The following is an 18,857-nucleotide window of genomic DNA, read 5'->3' on the forward strand; positions in this document are numbered from 1 at the left end:
TTGTTCCGTGCTGCAGGGTTCGGATTCGGTTCCAAAGGATACCAAACCTAAAGGCTTGCCACGTAGATTTTTGCGCTGACATCGACCATTGGCGGGACCATGAGCACGGCCGCGACGTCCTTTCCCGAGAGGAATGCCGCAGAGGCCGCGGACCTCGTCCTCGCGCCCGAGACGACTGCCCCCGAAGTCAGGGCGCGCCGGGCCCGGCAGCGCCGCCAGATGTATATGGGCCAGGTCGCGAGCTACTCGCTTGGCGCCTCGGTCCTGCTGCTCTACGCCTATGACGGCACGATCTCGATGGGCGTTCCGTCGCTGTTCTGGATCGGCGGCCTCATCATCATCGGTACGTTCACGGTGCTGTCCGAAGCCGGCTTCGGCGACCGGTTCAAGGATCATTACCTCACCGTCTATCAGATCTCGGCGCATATGGCGGTGCAACTGGTGTTCCTGCTCGCGGTGCCGACCGTCGGGGTCGCGTTCCTGGCCGTGTTGTTTCTGATCTTCGCGTTCGGCACGCTGCGTATGACGTCGCGGCAGGCGATGCTCACCTGGGGCCTTGCCACCTGCGGGCTCGCCGCGGTTTTCCTGGGATCGGACCTGCCGATCGGACTGCCGGTCACGACCCGGCTGCAGCGAGCCGCCTCGATGCTCTGCTTCGTGCTGGTGATCGGCCAGTGCGCCTTCCTCGGCCTGTTCGGCGCGACTCTGCGCAAGATCCTGTACCGGCGCAGCATCGAACTGAAGGCGGCCTATCAGCGCATCGAGGAACTCGCCGAGCTCGACGAACTCACCGGCGCCTACAACCGCCGCTGCATCACGCGGCTTCTCGACGCCGAGATCGAAAAGTCGCGGCAGGCATCCACGCCGTGCGCGATCGCGCTGATCGATCTCGACTGGTTCAAGCGCATCAACGATGCCTACGGCCATCCCGTCGGCGACGAGGTGCTGCGCACCTTCGCGATCACCATTTTCGCCAACATCCGCCCGGCCGACAGTTTCGGCCGATACGGCGGCGAGGAATTCCTGCTGCTGCTGCCGGGCATGCCGGGCGACGCCGCGCAGCGCATGCTGGAGCGGTTGCGCGGCATCGTCGCCGATCTCGACTGGAGCGCGTTCTCTCCGGGCATGCGGGTGACCATTTCCGCGGGCGTCGCGACGCTGCGCGACATCGATACTGCCGACACGTTTCTCGCGCGCGCCGACCGCGCGCTCTATTCCGCCAAGGCGCAAGGGCGCAACTCCATTGTGACGAGCTGACCAATCCATTTTCTCCCGGCGCGGCAGAAGCCGTTGCCGGGCCGAACGCTCCAGGACAGGGCAATGAGATCCAGATCCGCAAGACCATCCGAAAACCTGCTCGAGGAATTACAGGCTGCCCTCACGCACGGCACCGTTGCGCGCCGGGTCGAGACGCTGCGCCGCGTCACCGATCTCTTCGTGGGCAACGCAGTGGACTATTCCGACGACCACATCCGCGTGTTCGACGACGTGTTCCAATGCCTGATCGGGCAGATCGAGACGTCGGCCAGAGCGCTGCTTGCCGAACGCCTCGCACCGATCGCGGCTGCGCCGCCGAAAATCATCCGTACGCTCGCGCTCGACGAGGTCATCGAGGTCTCCGGCCCGGTGCTGTCGAAATCGGAACGGCTGGACGAGGCGACCCTGCTCGAGATCGCGCGCACCAGGGGCCAGGCGCATCTCAAGGCGATCTCGCTGCGGCGGATGCTGTCGGAAGCACTGACCGACGTGCTGGTGACGCGCGGCAACGAGGACGTGGTGCAGTCGACCGTCAGGAATCCGGGCGCGCGGCTTTCCGAGGGAAGTCTCACCGAGCTCGTCATCCGCGCCGAGCGCGACGACGACCTCGCCGGCTGCATCGGCCTGCGGCCCGACCTGCCCCGCCATCACTATTTGAGGCTGGTCGCCAAGGCATCCTCGAGCGTGCGCAGGAAGCTTGCGGCCGCGCATCCCGAGCTTGCGGATGAAGTCGCGAGCGTAGTCCAGCAAGCGGCCCAACGGGTTCGCGCTGCCGCCATGACGAAGCAGACCGAATTGGCCCGCGCGCTGGTGAAATCGCTGCACGACGACGGCCGGCTCAACGAGTTCCAGGTCACGACCTTCGCCGAGCAGGGCAAGTTCGACGAGACCAATGCGGGGCTGGCTGCACTCGCGGGCGTTGCGGTCGAGACGGCCGAGACCATGATGATCGAGAGCCGTACCGAAGGCGTGATGATCCTCGCCAAGGTCGCTGGCATGCAATGGTCGAGCGTGCGCGCCATCATCGCCATGCGCGAGAAGCTGTCCGGCGGGTCGCAGACCGACATTCTGACGCTGCGCGACAGCTATGAGGCGCTGCGCCCATCGACCGCGCAGCAGGTGCTGCGCTTCCACCGCATGCAGCTGGGCGCGACGCCGGCGGAGTGAAACCGCGGGATCTAGACTAGAATCTTAGGACCTTCGATCCCACCAGCGCGCCGATCGCCGTTACCAGCGCGGTCGCGAGCGTGTACCAGGTCGCGACGAACAGGGGCGAGTCGTCGGTGCAGTGCGAGGCATAGAGGGTCGCGGCGAGGCCGGCCGACACCAGCCCGGCAAGCGCTCCGGCGAGCGCGGGGCTTGACGGCGCGCCGTGGCGCAGGCCGAACAGCGCTCCCGCAAGCAGCGGCAGCGACATCGCAGGGATCGCGACCATGCATATCCTGGAGTTCTTGCCCATCAAGCGCATCGTCATCGGCATGGCCGGGGCCATCATCGCCTCGCTGCCGATCGCAACCGCCAGCAGCCCGACCGGCAGCAGCAGCAGCCAGGCCCATCCGCGCAGCAGGGCTTCGGGACGCGACAAATGCAGGCTGATGATGATCGCGGGGATTGCGAGCGACAGCGTCACCGCGAACTTCATGTCGAAGAACGGGTTCTGCATGGCGCTCATCACGTCGGCGCGCACGCCGAGGAATGTCGCAAAAAACAGGATCGAAAACGGCGCGGCCACCAGCAGCGCCATGGTCAGCACCGCGCCGACGCGTGGAGCGCGGTGCGCGTTGTCGGCTGCGAGCGAGCGAATGAGTTGATCGGTGTCCATGACTAATGGTCCCGCAGTTTGGCCGTCAGCGCCGCAAGTCCGCGATGCAGCGCGACCCGTACCGCACCCTCGCTCATCGAAAACTTCGCCGCCGTATCCTTGATCGAGGCCGCCTCGACGGCGATCGATTGCAGCACGTCGCGCTGACGCTGCGGCAGCGTGCCCAGTTGGGCGGCGACCTCGCCGGCCGACGCGGTCTCCTGCGGCACCTCGCCCGGCAGCGTCTCGGCGAAATCGTCGATGTTGACGAACACGCGCTTGCCGCGCCGGCGGAGCGCGTCGATCAGCTTGTTGCGGCCGATCGCAAACAGCCAGGGCGCGAAGGGAGCCTCGCTGTCCCAAGTGTGCCGTTTCAAATGCACCGCCAACAGAATCTCCTGCACGATATCTTCGGCCTGGTCGGGAGGCTGACCTGCCCGCGCCAACCCGCGCCTCGCGGCAGCGCGCAGCACCGGCGTGATTGCCTTCAACAAGCGATGATACGCTGCGTCATCGCCAGCCATGGCCGACCGCATCAGGCCGGTCCATTCGTCCTCACGTCCGCGCACGCGCGCCCTCACCAAGCAATTCGGCCGCTCTTTCAATTTGTTACGCGGTGCCGGAAAGATCACGAATTCGTGATCAAGCCGGAACCTCGCGACCGATGCGGCCGTAAACATCTCTGGGGCGGCTCATAACACCGATCGGCGCGTTCCGCATCGGGCGGCCGGCCGCGAGGAGCCGTTTGCCCCGTTTTTGCCGGCTCTAGCCCGAAGATTCCCATTTTCTGCCCCGCTGTCGTCACGTCGCGGGGTCTCTGTTCGCTGCCGGGACGGGCGGAATTGGGGAGATCGTCAACATGATGAAAGCCAGCGCACGCGCGGCCCTGATTGTCTTGGCCGGGCTTTTCTTGCTGTTCGGAGGCATTGCGCAAGCGGCGCCGAATTCGGCCGCAAGCAATAAAGCGGACAGCGCGGACCAGCAGGCCGACACGGCCAAGCACCGGCGGCAAGACTCGCGCCGTACCAGCAGCAGCAAGACGACGCAGAAATCCGACGACAAGGCCGACAAGAAGGGCGCCGCGGCACGGGCTGACGAGGCCAGGAACGGCAACAAGAACGACAACAAGGCAGGCGGTGAGGTGCCGGTGTCGAGCCAGATGCCGCCGGAGGTCGCCAATGCCAACGCGCAGCTCGCCACGGATACGCCGACTGCGGCTGCCGCCTCCGCGATGACGAACCGCGCCAACGACAATGTCCAGGCTGCAGCCGATAATACCAACGTCGCGCCGGCCGAAAGCCAGGTCGTCGCACCCGATCAGCTCAACGACATCGATCGCGCCCTGCAACAGGAGACGCCCGACCAGAAGGCGGTGATTGCCGCAACCGAGGCTCAGCCGCGGCCTGCGCCGGTGATGGCAAGCAGCCACCAGAGCTCGGCCTGGGATCAGAGCTCCCTGATCGGCAAGATCTTCATCGGCGTCGGCACGCTGCTGACGCTGGCGTCCGCCGCGCGGATGCTCATGGCGTGATTGCCGGCCGCTTCCCGGCCCGAGTCGGCCTGACGGACCTCTTCCGGAACGCGCCCGTCGTCGCGTTCCGGCGGCCTACAGCCCCTTGAAGCCCATCGCGCCAGCGGGCACATTGCCCACCCAATCAAAAGCGTGGGTGGAGCATGAGCACGTTCGAACACATCATCGTCGAAAGCAAAGGCGCGGTCGGCATCGTCAAGCTGAACCGGCCGAAGATGCTCAACGCACTCTCTTTCGGCGTCTTTCGCGAGATCGCCGCGGCGGTCGACGATCTCGAGGCCGATGATGCCATCGGCTGCATCGTCGTGACCGGCAACGATAAGGCCTTTGCCGCCGGCGCCGACATCAAGGAGATGCAGCCCAAGGGCTTCATCGACATGTTCTCGGAGGATTTCGCCGCGATCGGCGGCGACCGCATCGCGCGTTGCCGCAAGCCGACGATCGCGGCGGTTGCCGGCTATGCGCTGGGCGGCGGCTGCGAGCTCGCCATGATGTGCGATTTCATCATCGCTGCCGACACCGCAAAGTTCGGCCAGCCCGAGATCACGCTCGGCACCATTCCCGGCATCGGCGGTACCCAGCGCCTGACACGCGCGATCGGCAAGTCCAAGGCAATGGACCTCTGCCTCACCGGCCGGATGATGGATGCGGCGGAAGCCGAACGCTCGGGCCTCGTCAGCCGCATCGTACCCGCTGACAAGCTCATGGACGAAGTGATGGCGGCAGCCGAGAAGATCGCCGCGATGTCGCGCCCTGCGGCCGCGATGGCCAAGGAAGCGGTGAACCGCGCCTTCGAGACCACGCTCGCCGAGGGCATGAGCGTCGAGCGCAACCTGTTCCACTCGACTTTCGCGCTCGAGGACCGCTCCGAGGGCATGGCTGCGTTCATCGAGAAGCGCAAGCCGGTGAACAAGAACCGGTAAGGCAAACCGGTCAGGCGGCGTAAGCTCCTGCGAGTTCCCGCAGAATGCTGTGACGGAGCTGCAACAAGCACGGATTTCATGGGGGTTTCCCCCGCGGCAGTTTGCCTGCGGGACCTCGGCTGGTTTAACAGTTAAGAGGACCGCCGTCGGCGGGGGCGGACAGCCGGGAATTTCGCGGGAACATATGATTGGGCGTATCGCCAGAGCTGGTCGCGGGGTGACGCGGCATCGATCGGGCGTGGGTCCCGCGTTTGCGACATGGGCCACGCTGGCGCTCTCTTGCGCCCTCCCCTCTAACGCCTGGGCCGAGGCCCTGCCGGAGGCGCTGGCCAAGGCCTACCAGACCAACCCGCAGCTCAATGCCGAGCGAGCGCGCCAGCGCGCGACCGACGAGAACGTGCCGCAGGCGCTTGCCGGCTACCGGCCGCAGATCCTGGCCAGCCTCAGCGCCGGCCTTCAATCGGTGCGCAATCTGTTGCCCGACAACACCATCCAGACCGCCAACCTGAAACCCTGGATCATCGGCGTCACAGTGACGCAGACCCTGTTCAACGGTTTCCGCACCGCCAACAGCGTGCGGGCCGCCGAACTCCAAGTGCAGTCCGGCCGCGAGGCGCTGCGCAATGTCGGCCAGGGCGTCCTGCTCGATGCGGTCACCGCCTACACCAACGTGCTCGCCAACCAGTCGCTGGTCGAGGCGCAGCGCTCCAACGTCGCCTTCCTGCGCGAAACACTCTCGGTCACCCAGCGCCGCCTCAACGCAGGCGATGTCACGCCGACCGACACCGCGCAGGCCGAGGCCCGTCTCAACCGCGGCCTTGCCGACCTCAACGCGGCCGAGGTCGCTCTCGCCGTCAGCCAGGCGACCTATGCGCAGGTGATCGGCAACGCGCCATCGCAGCTTCGGCCCGCCGAGGCCGTCGACCGCTATCTGCCGAAGAGCCGCGAAGACGCCGTGACGATGGCGATCCGCCAGCATCCGGCGGTGATGGCCGCAAGCTTCGACGTCGATGTCGCCTCCACCAACATCCGCATCGCCGAAGGCACGCTGCTGCCGAGCGCCAGCATCCAGGGCAGCGCAAGCAAGAGCCGCAACAACGACCCGACGCTAGGCACCTTTGCCGAAGACCAGGCCTCGATCGTCGCCAACGTCACCGCTCCGATCTACGACGGCGGTCAGGCTGCGGCACAGACCCGGCAGGCCAAGGAGATCACGGCACAGAGCCGGCTCGTGCTCGACCAGGTGCGCAACCAGGCGCGCACGGCGGTGGTCAGCGCATGGGTTGCCAATGAAGGTGCCAAGGTCACGGTCTCGGCCTCGGAGTCCGAGGTGAAGGCGGCGACCGTCGCGCTCCAGGGCGTGCAGCGTGAGGCGTCCGGCGGACAGCGCACGACCGTGGACGTCTTGAACTCGCAAGCCGATCTGATCCAGGCCAAGGCCCGCCTCATCGGCGCGCAACGCGACCGCGTGATCGCCTCCTACACGCTGCTCAGCGCCATCGGCCATCTCGACGTCAAGACGCTGAACCTGAACACGCCGGACTACCTGCCCGAGGTGCATTACCATCAGGTACGCGACGCCTGGCACGGCCTGCGCACGCCATCGGGGCAGTAGAGATCGCGTCGGCGCATATCCGCATCCCAGGCCTCGCAGAGCCGCCCGCGTTCGTGCAATCGAGGTCTCAAGCTCCCTGCATGCTGACGATAAGCAGCGTCAGGAGCGGTACTCACGAAGCACGCCTGCGGCCTCTGCCGGAGGGAGGCTCGTGATCTCACGGTACAGAGCTATTGCGACGTCGCAGTAGCGCGTGTAGTCCGCGGCACCAATCGATTTTCCGTTCAACAATTCGAGGTCTTTGGCCGTATATCCCCTCAGATCGAGGCCTGCCAGTATCTTCTTCCAGGACTGATCGTTACCGACGCGATCAGGGCGCTTTCGCGCCGACATGATAATTCGCGCGTTCAATTCCAACTCGCGCTCTGCCAGGTGCGCCGGAATCAGTTTGACGAGATTTTGATCCGGCAGTCCCGCTGCATATCTGTAACAGGCGGCGCCGTCCTGCGCTCCAACTGCGGTGTACTGGTCGATGACGAGCTTTCCAAAATCGATCAGAACGGAATCATCCGCCAAGGGCAGCAGTTTGCCTATGATCTCGGCCACCTTGGCACGAACTTGCTCGGTCAGTTCGGCTTGTGCAATTCCTGTCGACGTACCGCGCGTGACGATCTCCAGCATCTCGTCGTACGCTTGCGGCTGGGCCTGCTTCAGCGCCCTGTACATTGACGCAGAATTCTGAAGCGCCTTGTCCAAATCGTGTCGCGTGAACCTTCCTCCTCCGCCGCGCGCATATTCATCACCGCTTGACACTCTGGTCACAACGCCGGCCGCCAACAATTCAGCGTCTGACGGGATCCACATGTCCTCGTGCCGCGTGAGCGACGCGCGCTCTATGAAAGGACCGCTTATTCCGGCTGCCCTGTAGATCGAACGCTCGGCACCATCGTCGACGCTGTCACTGCCAGCGAACGCCGCGCGATGGAAACCCAGTCGAGCGCCCCTTTTCAAGACCTTTTGACGGCCGGCAACAAACGCCAGCGTGCAGGCGGACATGCAGTTGGCCTCGACATAAGTGTCCAGACCCCTGCTCCGGATGATGGCGCTCAGCTTCTCACCTTCGCCGACTCGGCCGCCGTTGCTGTCCAGGTGAACGGTCCGCACGCCGGGTGATGCGTTTAATTGTTTCTCGAAATCGGTCGAGAGACCAAACTTGATACCGCCGGAAATTTCGATTTCCGAGCCGTTGTTCAGAAGCCTGATCGAATAAGACGGTATCCGCGGATCATCCATGAACGCGATACTCGTTGCCTCGGCGATCTGCGGGATTGCGATTTTGACGACGGCAACGAGGCTCTGCACCGTCCCGAGGCACACCATGATTTGAGCAGCCCAGGCCCACACCGCGCGCTTCCCCATCGCCGCACGCTCGGCCTTGCGACGTCGAGCGGACCGCCAAACGCCAACGAATTGCCAGATGCAAAGGGAGGCGATGAACGACCAAAGCAAGACATAGAACAGGAAGATGCCGGTTGGATTGTATGTCCCCCGACTGAAGGCACCTGCCAGACCGATGATGACGGCGACAACGAGATTGCTGCCGATACCGACGATCCAGTACGAAAAGCCAAGCGAAAATTCGCCTCTCCAGTGTTTCGCTAGGATGTTTTGCCGCAACTGTGTCTGTACGGCTTGGTCGACGCTTTCCCGTTCGACCGGGCCGGGCCAGCCGGCGCCGGTTGCGGCCATCGCCTCTTCAATCGTCTTCCAACCACCGAAGCCGTCCCGCCAAACCCTGACGAGGTTTGGATTAGATTGACGCTGAATGCGAATGCCCAGCTCGTCCCAGTCCATTGGACCGTACTGGCTTCCATCACCATCCCAAAGATACCAATCGCCCATTTCGCCCCCGAAGAGCAACTATACTTGAGACGGCTCCGAAACTGCAACTTTCCCGTGTAGAATCTTTCGATATTGTGGGGTTGCTGCCCTTGCATACGTGTTACTCGGAATGACTTCACGATTGATATGTCGTTGTCTCAGAACCATTTCGAAACAACGAAACGGGAGAGAAGCCATGCTCGACCGACGCAGCGTCCTGCTTGCCTCCCTTGCCGCCGGAGTAGCCATGACCAGCAAAGCCCGCGCCCGTGCGGCGCAACCCGCAACGCCGATCAATTTCGACATCCCGGCGCATGCCTGCGACTGCCACACCCACATTCATGGCGACCCCCAGAGATTTCCGTTCTTCGCCGGGCGCGTCTATACGCCGGAGCCTGCGAGCCCCGAAGAAATGGCGGCGCTGCACAAGGCGCTGCATATCGAGCGCGTGGTGATCGTGACGCCGAGCGTCTACGGCACCGACAATTCCTCCACCCTGTTCGGCATGAAGGCGCGTGGCGCGACCGCGCGCGGGGTCGCCGTGATCGACGACAAGACCACGGAAGCGGAGCTCGATACCATGCAGGCGGAAGGCTTCCGCGGCATCCGCATCAATCTGGCGACCGGGAGCATCAACGACCCCAATGTCGGCCGCGCCCGCTTCACCAGAGCCGTCGAGCGCGTGAAAGCGCGCGGCTGGCATGTGCAGCTCTACACGACGCCGGCGATGATCTCGGCGATCAAGGATCTCGTGCTGGCATCGCCCGTGCCCGCCGTGTTCGACCATTTCGGCGGGCTCGAGGCCTCATTTGGGCTGGAGCAGCCGGGATTCGCCGACCTGATCACACTCCTCGAGTCCGGCAAGGCCTATGTGAAGATCTCGGGCGCCTATCGCTCGTCGAAGCTCGCACCCGACTATCAGGACATGGTGCCCTATGCCCGCGCGCTGATCGCGGCCAATGCGGACCGCATCGTCTGGGGCACCGACTGGCCGCATCCGGATTCCAGCCGCGTCGAGGGACGCAAGCCCACCGACATCGCTCCTTTCTATCAGATCGACGACGGCCGCCTGCTCAATCAGCTTCCGGTGTGGGCGCCCGATGCGGACGTGCGCAAGAAGATCCTGGTCGACAATCCGGCGCGACTCTACGGGTTCTGACGGTCAGCGCGCGCGGCGGGAAAAGAACGAGATCAGGACCGGCAAGGTCACGAGGATCACGAGTGGCGCCAGCATCATGCCGGTGACGACGACGACCGCGAGCGGCTTCTGCACCTGCGAGCCGATGCCTTCCGACAGCGCCGCCGGCAACAGGCCGACGCCCGCGACGACGCACGTCATCAGCACGGGACGGAGCTGAAGCTCGCCGGTGCGGACCACTGCGCTCATGCGGTCCATGCCCCCTTCGATGAGCTGGTTGAACTGCGAGAGGATGATGATGCCGTCCATCACGGCGATGCCGAACAGCGCGATGAAACCGATTGCCGCGGAAACGCTGAACGCCGTGCCGGTGATCAAGAGCCCCAGCACGCCGCCGAAGATCGCCATCGGAATCACGCTCATCGCGAGCAGCGTGTCGGTCATCGAGCCGAAATTGAACCAGAGCAGCACGCCGATCAGCGCCAGCGAGATCGGTACCACGATCGAGAGCCGCCGGATCGCGGCCTGGAGATTGCCGAACTCGCCGACCCACTCCATGTGCGAGCCCGGCGGCAGCTGCACCTGCTCGGCGATCTTGTCCTGTGCCTCGCGGATGGCTCTGCCGAGATCGCGCTCGCGCACCGAGAACTTGATCGGCAGATAGCGCTCCTGCTGCTCGCGATAGATATAGGCCGCGCCGGAGACGAGGCTGATGGTGGCGACCTCACTCAGGGGAATCTGCGTGACGGTACCGTTCGGCCCGGGCGCGCCGATCCGCAAATTCTGGATCGCCTCGGCACTCCGGCGGTATTCCGGCGCGAGGCGAACGATGATCGGGAAGTGGCGGTCGCTTCCGGGCTCGTAGAGGTCGCCGGCGGTGTCGCCGCCGATTGCGACCTTGATGGTGGCGTTGATGTCGCCCGGCGCAAGGCCGTAGCGCGCGGCCTTGGCGCGGTCGATGTCGATCTGGATGGTCGGCTGCCCGAGCGAGGTGAACACGGCAAGGTCGGTGACGCCCTGTACGGTGGCCAGCACCGACTTGATCTTGTTGGCGGTGTCGGTCAGCGCCTGGAGGTCGCTGCCGAACAGCTTGATCGAGTTCTCGCCCTTCACGCCGGAGACGGCTTCGGAGACGTTGTCCTGGAGATACTGCGAGAAGTTGAACTCGACGCCGGGAAAGCGGTCGTCGAGCTGCTTGAGCAGCTGTGCGGTCAGCTCTTCCTTGTCGTGCGTTCCGGGCCACTGGCTCACGGGCTTGAGCGGCGCGAAGAACTCGGCATTGAAGAAGCCGGCAGCGTCGGTGCCGTCATCGGGACGGCCGTGCTGCGACACGACGGACTCGACCTCCGGCCGGGCGCGGATCACCTTGCGCATCTCGTTGACGTAGCTGTTGCCTTCCTGGAGCGAGATGGTCGGCGGCAGCGTGGCACGGATCCAGAGATTGCCCTCCTCCAGCTTCGGCAGGAATTCGAGGCCGAGCAGCCGGCTGAGCGCCACCGTCGTCAGCACGAGGCCGACCGCACCACCGAGGACGATGTTGCGATTGGCGACCGCCCAATGCAGCAGCGGCGAGTACAACCGGTGCAGGATCAGCATCACCTTGGTCTCGGTTTCCTCGACATGCGCGGGCAGGATGATCGCGGACAGCGCCGGCGTGACGGTGAAGGTCGCAAGGAGCCCACCGGCGAGCGCATAGGCATAAGTGCGGGCCATCGGCCCGAAGATGTTGCCCTCGACCCCGGACAACGTGAACAGCGGCAGGAAGGCCGCAATGATGATCGCCGCTGCGAAGAAGATCGAGCGCGAGACGTCGGCGGCCGCGCTGAGGATGGCATGGCTCTTCATGCCGAACAGCATCTCGGGCGACGTGTGCTCGGATTCCGAGATCGGCGTCGCCTGCGTCAGGCGGCGGAAGATCGCTTCCACCATGATGACGGTGGCGTCGACGATCAGGCCGAAATCGATGGCGCCGACCGACAACAGGTTTGCCGATTCCCCGCGCAGCACCAGGATGATCACGGCGAAGAACAGCGCGAACGGAATGGTGGCGCCGACGATCAGCGCGCTGCGGAGATTGCCGAGGAATATCCACTGCAACAGCACGATCAGCAGGATGCCGACCACCATGTTGTGCAGCACGGTGTGGGTGGTGAGATCGATCAGGTCCTTGCGGTCGTAGATGCGCTCGATGCGCACGCCCGGCGGCAGGATGCTGGAGTTGTTGATGGTTTGCACGAGCTGGTGGACGCGCTTGATGGTTGGCGCGCTCTGCTCGCCGCGGCGCATCAGGACGATGCCTTGCACGATGTCGTCGTCGTCGTCGAGGCCGGCGATACCGAGACGCGGCTTCTGGCCGACGGTGACGGTTGCGACGTCCTTGACCAGCACCGGATTGCCGCCGGTCTGCGCCACCATGGTGTTGGCGAGGTCGTCGATCGAGCGGATCAGGCCGACGCCGCGCACCACGGCCGATTGCTGTCCGATATCGACGGTGTTGCCGCCGACATTGACATTGGAATTGCCGACCGCCTGGAGCAGTTGCGGCAGCGTCAGGCCGTTGGCGACCAGCTTGTTGAAGTCGACCTGGAGCTCGTAGGTCTTGCTCTTGCCGCCCCAGCCGGTGACGTCGATGACGCCGGGCACGGCGCGGAAACGGCGCTGGAGAATCCAGTCTTGGATGGTCTTGAGGTCGAGCACGCTGTAATTGGGCGGGCCGACCAGACGGTAACGGAAGATCTCTCCGATCGGGCTGAGCGGCGAGATTTGCGGCTGCACGTTGCCCGGCAGCGGCGCGAGCTGCGCCAGGCGGTTCAGCACCTGCTGCAACGCCTCCTCATAGGTGTAGGCGAAGGAGAACTGGAGTTTGACGTCGGAGAGGCCGTAGAGCGAGATGGTGCGGATGGTCTTCAGATTCTTCAGACCTGCGACCTGGGTCTCGATGGGAATGGTGATGTAGCGCTCGATCTCCTCCGCCGACAGGCCCGGACTTTGCGTCACGATGTCGACCATCGGCGGGGTCGGATCGGGATAGGCCTCGATGTTGAGCTGGTTGAACGCGATGAGGCCGCCGATCAGCACGGCGGCGAACATGCCGACCATCAGGAAGCGCCGGTCGACGGCAAAGGCAACGAGACGATCCATTCAGGTCAACGGCCTTCCCCCTCTCCCCGCTTGCGGGGAGAGGGTTGGGGTGAGGGGGAGTCTCCGCAGGGACGGCGAGAGTTGGACTCGCGGAGAGTCCCCCTCACCCGGATTGCATCTTCGATGCAATCCGACCTCTCCCCGCAAGCGGGGCGAGGTGACGCGAGCCCGTGCGTGACCTGATTCACGTCAACATTCATTCTGGATCAGCTGCCGGAGGCCGCACGGTCGATGAACAGGCTGCCTTTGGTGACGATCTGCTCGCCGGGCTTGAGATTGCCGGTGACCTCGACGAGGTCGCCGTTGATGAGGCCGATCCTGATCTTGCGCAGCTCGACCGACTTGTCCTCGCGCGCGACCCAGATGCGGACGTTGTCGGCTTCGTAGATCAACGCCTGCTTCGGCACCGCCGGCGCGGCGCGGTCGCCGGCCGAATAGATCGTGACGTTGGCGAACATCTCCGGCTTCAACAGGCCGTCCTTGTTGTCGATGGTGGCGCGAACCAGAAGGCGGCGGGTGGCGGGGTCGATCGCGGCGGCGACGTAGTTGATCCTGGCGGTGAACGGGCGGCCCGGCAGCGCCATCACGTTGACGGTGATGTCCTGCCCGATGCACACCGCGGCCGCGTCGCTCTCGCGCACGAAGGCGGTGAGCCAGACCGTGGAGAGATCGCCGATGACGAAGACCGGGTCGCTGGCGCCGGAATTAACGTACTGCCCGGGGCCGATCTTTCGCTGCACGACCGTGCCGGAGATCGGCGAATAGATCGTGACCTCCCGATTGATCGTGCCCTTGTCCTGGAACGCCTTGATGGTCTCGTCGGTGAAGCCGAGGATGCGCAGCTTGTTGCGCGCGGCTTCCAGCGCCGTCGCCGAGGAGCGCATGTCGTTCTGCGCCTGCACCTGGGTTGTTTCCGCCTGCTGATAGTCCTTCAGCGGAATGGCGTGGCCCTCATAGAGGTCCTTGGCGCGCTTGAACTGGATGTCGGAAAGCTCGAGCGCCGACTTCGCCTTGTTCTGAGAGGTCATCGCCGCGATGAAATCGTTCTGGGCCTGCACGCTGTCGGCGGCCTCGATCGTAAACAGCGGTTGACCTTGCTTCAGCATCTCGCCCGGCTTGGCCAGCAGCTTGGTGACCCGGCCCGCATAGGGCGAGAACACCGGCGTCGAGCGGTCCTCGTCGACCGCGACCTTACCCTCGGTGACATACTCGGCTCGGAAGCTCTTGGCCTTGACCGGCTCGATCGTCAGCGTCGCCCATTCGGACGGCGTCGGCGTGAAGGTCTGCGCATTCCTGCGCGACTGGCTGGAGATCTCGGAGTGCTTTTTTTGCTTTGGCCCGGAAGAAAGGAAGCTGTAGGCACCGGCACCGGCAAGAGCGAGTAGAACTACGGATGCGATCACCCGTTGTTTTGTAAGCACCTGCGATCGTTTGGTCTTTTCAACTACCATGGGCCCGGTCGTGTCTGCGACGATCTCGGCAAACGATTGCCTCATCGGTCGCGCTAATAGTGCCGAATTAGGATTTCAAACAACCTAAAAAACGCTGAGCCTCTTGCGGTTTGCCGTTAAAGTTTTGCGACGTGTCAGCTTCATGTCAGCTTCGCGCAGGCCATTGTGCAGGATGACTGCCGAGTGGCATCGCGGGACGGGTCCATTGTACCGGCGTCTTCGACAGCACTGCCGAATGACGCACCGCCTTCAACCTGCCGAAGCCAGATGGCATGTCTTCGATGAACGCAGCATGTACGGCCTCGCCCGTAAGATCCGGGGTATTCAGTCCGCTGTCGAGCCGACCGAGATTCCACAACCATCGCCCGGTCTGCGCCAGCGAGACGCGCACGTGCCAGCTGCCGCCTTCGCGGGCCTGGCGCGCCCTGGCCATCATCGCTCCGAACGCCATCAGATAGCCGGTGGCGTGGTCGAGGATTTGCGCCGGCAATTCCCTGGGAGCATCGATGCCGGCGGCCTGGCCTTCGGCATGATTGAAGCCGGTCGCCGTCTGCACCAGCGAGTCGAAGCCGCGCCGCTCGGCCCAGGGGCCGGTGTAGCCATAGGCCGACAGCGTGACATAGACGATGCCGGGATTGATTTGCGCCGCGTCCTCCGGCGCGAAGCCGAGGGCAGCGAGCGCACGGGGGCGATAGCCTTGCGAGAAGATGTCGGCGTCCTTCAGCAGCTCGCACAGCTGCGCCCGTCCGAACTCGCTCTTCAACTCGATGAAGGTGGTGAGCTTGCCGCGGCCGGTATCGATGGTGAGCCAGGGAATGGCGGGCAGCTCCGGCCCTGACACCAGCAGCACGTCCGCGCCGTGCGCTGCGAGCGTGCGGCCGGCGACGGGGCCCGCGATGACGCGGGAGAGATCGAGCACACGAAGACCCGAGAGCGGGCGATCGCCTTTTGGCCACGGCTTCGGCGGGGCCTCGCCGATCCTCTCGATCGAGACCAGCGGCAATTGCGCGAGCGCACGCGCCTGCGGCAAGGCGGACCATTCGTCGTACGATCGCATCAGGGCGACGACACCGCCTGCGGCGTAAGCCGCAGTTTCGAAATCCTCCCCCTTCCAATGCATCAACGCCGCCTGCACCTTCTCGCGCTCCGCCGCGCAGCCCAGCACCTCGCAGACGGCGTCGCGGTGATGCGGGAAATTGGTGTGGCAGCGAACGAAGCGGCCATCGCCGGTCCTGTAGACGCCGGCGATGACGTCCCAGGCCGGCGGCGGCGGCTTGTCGTCGACGCGCAAATAGCGCTCGGAACGACATTCGGCGACGGCGTGGCGCATGTCGACGGAGACGTCCTGCACCTCACCGCTGCGCAGTCGCCAGATTTCGGCGGCGGCGAGCCCGGCGGCAGCTATCGTCGTCTGGCCGGCGACGGCGACACGAAACGAGGATGGGATTTGTGCCTGGGTGCCGGTCAGCCGCACGCGATCGAGCGGATCCGCATCGCCGCCGGCGGAAGTCCAGATACCCTTCAGAATGTCGGCGGGGCTTTGCATGGCCGGTGCCTTTCCTTGAAGCTCGAGCATGATCTCCGCGCAAACGCGGTCCGCGTTTGTCGCGATGGAAAACGGCTGCACACCTTTCCGGATCATGCTCTAATTTTCGTGACCATTCATCAGCACGAGAAGGAATGCAATGGCCGCCATCGATCCCCTCACCGCAGGCGCCGTGTTCATCGCGACGGCGGCCACCGACGCGGTCTATGTCATGTTCACCTCGGCGGTGATCGCGCGCAAGCGCGTGCCGGCGGCGAACTGGAGCGCGGTCTGGTACCTGCTCTCCTCCTACGCGGTGATCAGCTACACCGATAACGCGCTCTATGTCGCGTTCGCGGCGATCGGCTCCTGGGCCGGCGCCTATGCGTCGCTGACCTTCCTGCATCGCCCGCCCGGCGGTCCACCGGTGGGGGCGGCGCCGGAGTAAGGATGGAATTGTGGTGATGCTTTCGCTGCCATTCCCGTCATCCTGAGGTGCGAGGCTTGCGATGCCACGCATCGCAAGTCGAGCCTCGAAGGATGAACGGCCGAGATGGCAGCCGGGCCGTCGCCCTTCGAGGCCTCCGCTACGCTCCGGCACCTCAGGTGACGGTCGGACGATGGATTTGCGGCGGCCCCACACACGAGACTACACTGCGCTCGACCAACAAAAAGGAGCCCAACAATGGATCTCGGTCTCAAAGGCAAGAACGCCATCGTGCTCGGCGGCACGCGCGGCATCGGGCGGGCGATTGCGGCGACGCTGGCTGGTGAAGGCGCCAATGTCGCAGTGTGCGCGCGCAACGCCGATCAGGTTGCGGCCACTGTCGCAGAGCTGAAGGCGAGCGGCATCAAGGCCACCGGCAGCCCGGTCGACGTCACCGACGGCGCGGCGCTGCAATCCTGGATCGAGACTGCAGCGAAGGAGCTCGGCGGCGTCGACTTGCTGTTCTCCAATGCCGGCGCGATGGCGCAAGGCAGCGATCCCGCGTCATGGGAGCAGAATTTCCGGCTCGACGTGCTCGGCGCCGTGCACGCCTTCGATGCCGCACGACCGTTCCTCGAAGCCAGCGGCGCGAGAAGCGGCGATGCGGCCTTCGTGATCATCTCGTCGATCGCGGCGGCGCAGGCGGACACGGCCAGTTCCTACGGCCCGGTCAAGGCCGCGCTGATCCACATGGCCAAGGGGCTGGCCCGGCAATATGCGAAGAAGAATATCCGGGTCAACGTGGTCTCGCCCGGCACGGTCTATTTCAAGGGCGGCGTCTGGGAGATGATCGAGCAGAACATGCCCGAGCGCTACAAGGATGCGATGAGCCGCAACCCGACGGGACGCATGGCAACGCCCCAGGAGATCGCGAACGCCGCGGTGTTTCTGGCGAGCCCCGTGTCGGGATTCACGACGGGATCCAATCTCGTCGTGGATGGCGCGATCTCGAACCGGGTGAATTTCTGAGGGCACACTGTCATCGCCCGGCCTTGACCGGGCGATCCAGTATTCCAGAGACGGTTGTGATTGAGCCGAGAGGCCGCGGCGTACTGGATTCTCCGCCTTCGCGGGGAATGACGACTGAAAATGTGGTGCGCGATCTCTCGACAAACTCGGCATTTGCGGGCCAACGGATTGCGCGTTGCGCGGCTCGATGACGGGCTGAGAGAAGAAACCCAGAATCTTTCCGGGGAACAGTCTGGATGCTTCGCCGCTTCTCTCCTCGCAGAGGTACAGACGCTTATGGGGCGGATACGCGCGAACGTCGCCTGCGAATGAGCCACATTGCAAATTGTATGAGCCAATCCGGTGCGTTCAAATAGCGCAATGTATCAATCTGGCCCTGGCGTTCGCGGCTCCGAAAGCTGGCGTCGGTAAGGTAGGTCTCGTCGCTTTCACACCACTCCAATGTACGAACGATTTCCTCCTGCATGAGCCCGCTGTCGGGCAGCTTCTTGAGAAAGCTGAGCTCGCGCCGAAGACAGGCCGCCTCGATTCGATAGCGGCTCGATTCTACATAGATGATCCCCCATCCGTCTAACCGTGCATGGGTCGCTTCATGGACGATGGTAGAGGCGATCCGCTCAGGCGTCATTGTCTCGTTGAGAACGTAACGTTCATCGAGGGCGCAGGCGTTTAGTGACCGATCATAGTGCGCCTGGGCGCTGGGGAGCAGATGTACCCATATTCGATCGAGATTGCGGGAGATACGTGAATAGTTGAGTGTGTCGTGACGCTTGATGAGTTGGAGCGCCTCTTCCACGCGGCGCAACGCCGGGTAAGGCTTGCTTTCGGTTGTCCCGATCCAAAGCCCGTCAATCATGCTGCTCTTGGAGAACCAGAGGCCCAGCCTGTCGATGCGGGAGGGCCTTCGCTCCGGCTTTACGGCGACGGCGAGGCCGCGCGATCGTTGCGGCGCTTCCAGCTGCAAATATTGACTCCCGCCGTGTCAAAATGGGCACTACGAATGATAGGCACCCCTCGCTTTCAGGTTGCTTAGAGACTCGATTCAAATCGTATTGATCATTGGGCAGGATTGGCCGATTCCTGCGGTTGTTCATAATCCCTCAAGATCGTGTCCCCTGGCGTGGTGTAGCTGGCGGCGGGTTACCGCGTTCTCCGGCGAGAGCCGGGCTGGTCAGCTGGCGATAGCCTGAAGGCTGAC

15 protein-coding genes are annotated in these 18,857 nt (G+C 64.2%); 8 read left to right on the plus strand and 7 right to left on the minus strand.

Going from position 1 to position 18,857, the window contains the following annotated elements; genetic code table 11:
* The first annotated feature begins 99 nt into the window (after positions 1-99).
* Together EDE08_RS36010 and EDE08_RS36015 are read left to right on the plus strand one after the other, a co-directional pair.
* Entirely contained in the window at positions 100-1,257 is a 1,158-nt protein-coding gene (locus tag EDE08_RS36010; RefSeq protein ID WP_131874373.1) for a GGDEF domain-containing protein, read from the plus strand.
* 63 nt (positions 1,258-1,320) lie between these two features.
* Positions 1,321-2,424, plus strand: a complete 1,104-nt coding sequence (locus EDE08_RS36015) for a DUF2336 domain-containing protein (protein ID WP_131874375.1) — start codon at positions 1,321-1,323, stop codon at positions 2,422-2,424.
* Positions 2,425-2,440: 16 nt separating this feature from the next.
* Here the strand turns inward: EDE08_RS36015 and EDE08_RS36020 are convergent, their stop codons facing one another.
* Entirely contained in the window at positions 2,441-3,079 is a 639-nt protein-coding gene (locus EDE08_RS36020; RefSeq protein ID WP_131874377.1) for an NrsF family protein, read from the minus strand.
* 2 nt (positions 3,080-3,081) lie between these two features.
* Entirely contained in the window at positions 3,082-3,627 is a 546-nt protein-coding gene (locus EDE08_RS36025; protein ID WP_165936377.1) for a sigma-70 family RNA polymerase sigma factor, read from the minus strand.
* A gap of 290 nt (positions 3,628-3,917) precedes the next feature.
* Between EDE08_RS36025 and EDE08_RS36030 the strand changes: the two genes are divergently transcribed.
* The 3 genes from EDE08_RS36030 (at position 3,918) to EDE08_RS36040 (ending at position 7,127) form a co-directional block, all read left to right on the plus strand.
* Positions 3,918-4,589 (plus strand): hypothetical protein, encoded by a 672-nt coding sequence (locus tag EDE08_RS36030; RefSeq protein ID WP_131874381.1) that lies wholly within the window; start codon positions 3,918-3,920, stop codon positions 4,587-4,589.
* A 143-nt stretch (positions 4,590-4,732) separates the two neighbouring features.
* Complete coding sequence (locus tag EDE08_RS36035; protein WP_131874383.1) at positions 4,733-5,512, plus strand: enoyl-CoA hydratase; 780 nt, start codon at positions 4,733-4,735, stop codon at positions 5,510-5,512.
* Positions 5,513-5,696: 184 nt separating this feature from the next.
* Positions 5,697-7,127: a TolC family outer membrane protein gene (locus EDE08_RS36040; RefSeq protein ID WP_131874384.1), complete on the plus strand. Its 1,431-nt coding sequence runs from the start codon at positions 5,697-5,699 to the stop codon at positions 7,125-7,127.
* A gap of 99 nt (positions 7,128-7,226) precedes the next feature.
* Here EDE08_RS36040 and EDE08_RS36045 read toward each other — a convergent pair whose 3' ends face one another.
* A complete protein-coding gene (locus tag EDE08_RS36045; protein ID WP_131874385.1) occupies positions 7,227-8,921 on the minus strand; it encodes a COG3904 family protein in 1,695 nt (564 codons plus the stop codon).
* 223 nt (positions 8,922-9,144) lie between these two features.
* Here EDE08_RS36045 and EDE08_RS36050 point away from each other — a divergent pair, with 223 nt between their 5' ends.
* Entirely contained in the window at positions 9,145-10,107 is a 963-nt protein-coding gene (locus EDE08_RS36050; protein ID WP_131874386.1) for an amidohydrolase family protein, read from the plus strand.
* A 3-nt stretch (positions 10,108-10,110) separates the two neighbouring features.
* Here the strand turns inward: EDE08_RS36050 and EDE08_RS36055 are convergent, their stop codons facing one another.
* The 3 genes from EDE08_RS36055 to EDE08_RS36070 form a co-directional block, all read right to left on the minus strand.
* The gene (locus tag EDE08_RS36055) at positions 10,111-13,227 is read right to left on the minus strand and encodes an efflux RND transporter permease subunit (RefSeq protein WP_131874387.1); all 3,117 of its coding nucleotides are present in this window, start codon (positions 13,225-13,227) and stop codon (positions 10,111-10,113) included.
* Positions 13,228-13,433: 206 nt separating this feature from the next.
* Complete coding sequence (locus EDE08_RS36065) at positions 13,434-14,678, minus strand: efflux RND transporter periplasmic adaptor subunit (RefSeq protein ID WP_131874388.1); 1,245 nt, start codon at positions 14,676-14,678, stop codon at positions 13,434-13,436.
* Between the two features lie 145 nt (positions 14,679-14,823).
* On the minus strand, positions 14,824-16,224 hold the full coding sequence (locus EDE08_RS36070) for a CoA transferase (protein ID WP_131874389.1): 1,401 nt from the start codon (positions 16,222-16,224) through the stop codon (positions 14,824-14,826).
* Between the two features lie 139 nt (positions 16,225-16,363).
* On the opposite strand from EDE08_RS36070, the gene EDE08_RS36075 reads away from it, so the two are divergent.
* Together EDE08_RS36075 and EDE08_RS36080 are read left to right on the plus strand one after the other, a co-directional pair.
* On the plus strand, positions 16,364-16,651 hold the full coding sequence (locus EDE08_RS36075) for a hypothetical protein (RefSeq protein WP_061878054.1): 288 nt from the start codon (positions 16,364-16,366) through the stop codon (positions 16,649-16,651).
* Between the two features lie 237 nt (positions 16,652-16,888).
* A complete protein-coding gene (locus EDE08_RS36080; RefSeq protein WP_131874390.1) occupies positions 16,889-17,659 on the plus strand; it encodes an SDR family NAD(P)-dependent oxidoreductase in 771 nt (256 codons plus the stop codon).
* 274 nt (positions 17,660-17,933) lie between these two features.
* Here EDE08_RS36080 and EDE08_RS36085 read toward each other — a convergent pair whose 3' ends face one another.
* Entirely contained in the window at positions 17,934-18,623 is a 690-nt protein-coding gene (locus EDE08_RS36085) for a hypothetical protein (RefSeq protein ID WP_131874391.1), read from the minus strand.
* Positions 18,624-18,857: the final 234 nt, after the last annotated feature.

The organism is Bradyrhizobium sp. R2.2-H (assembly GCF_004346455.1).
Lineage (GTDB): Bacteria > Pseudomonadota > Alphaproteobacteria > Rhizobiales > Xanthobacteraceae > Bradyrhizobium > Bradyrhizobium diversitatis.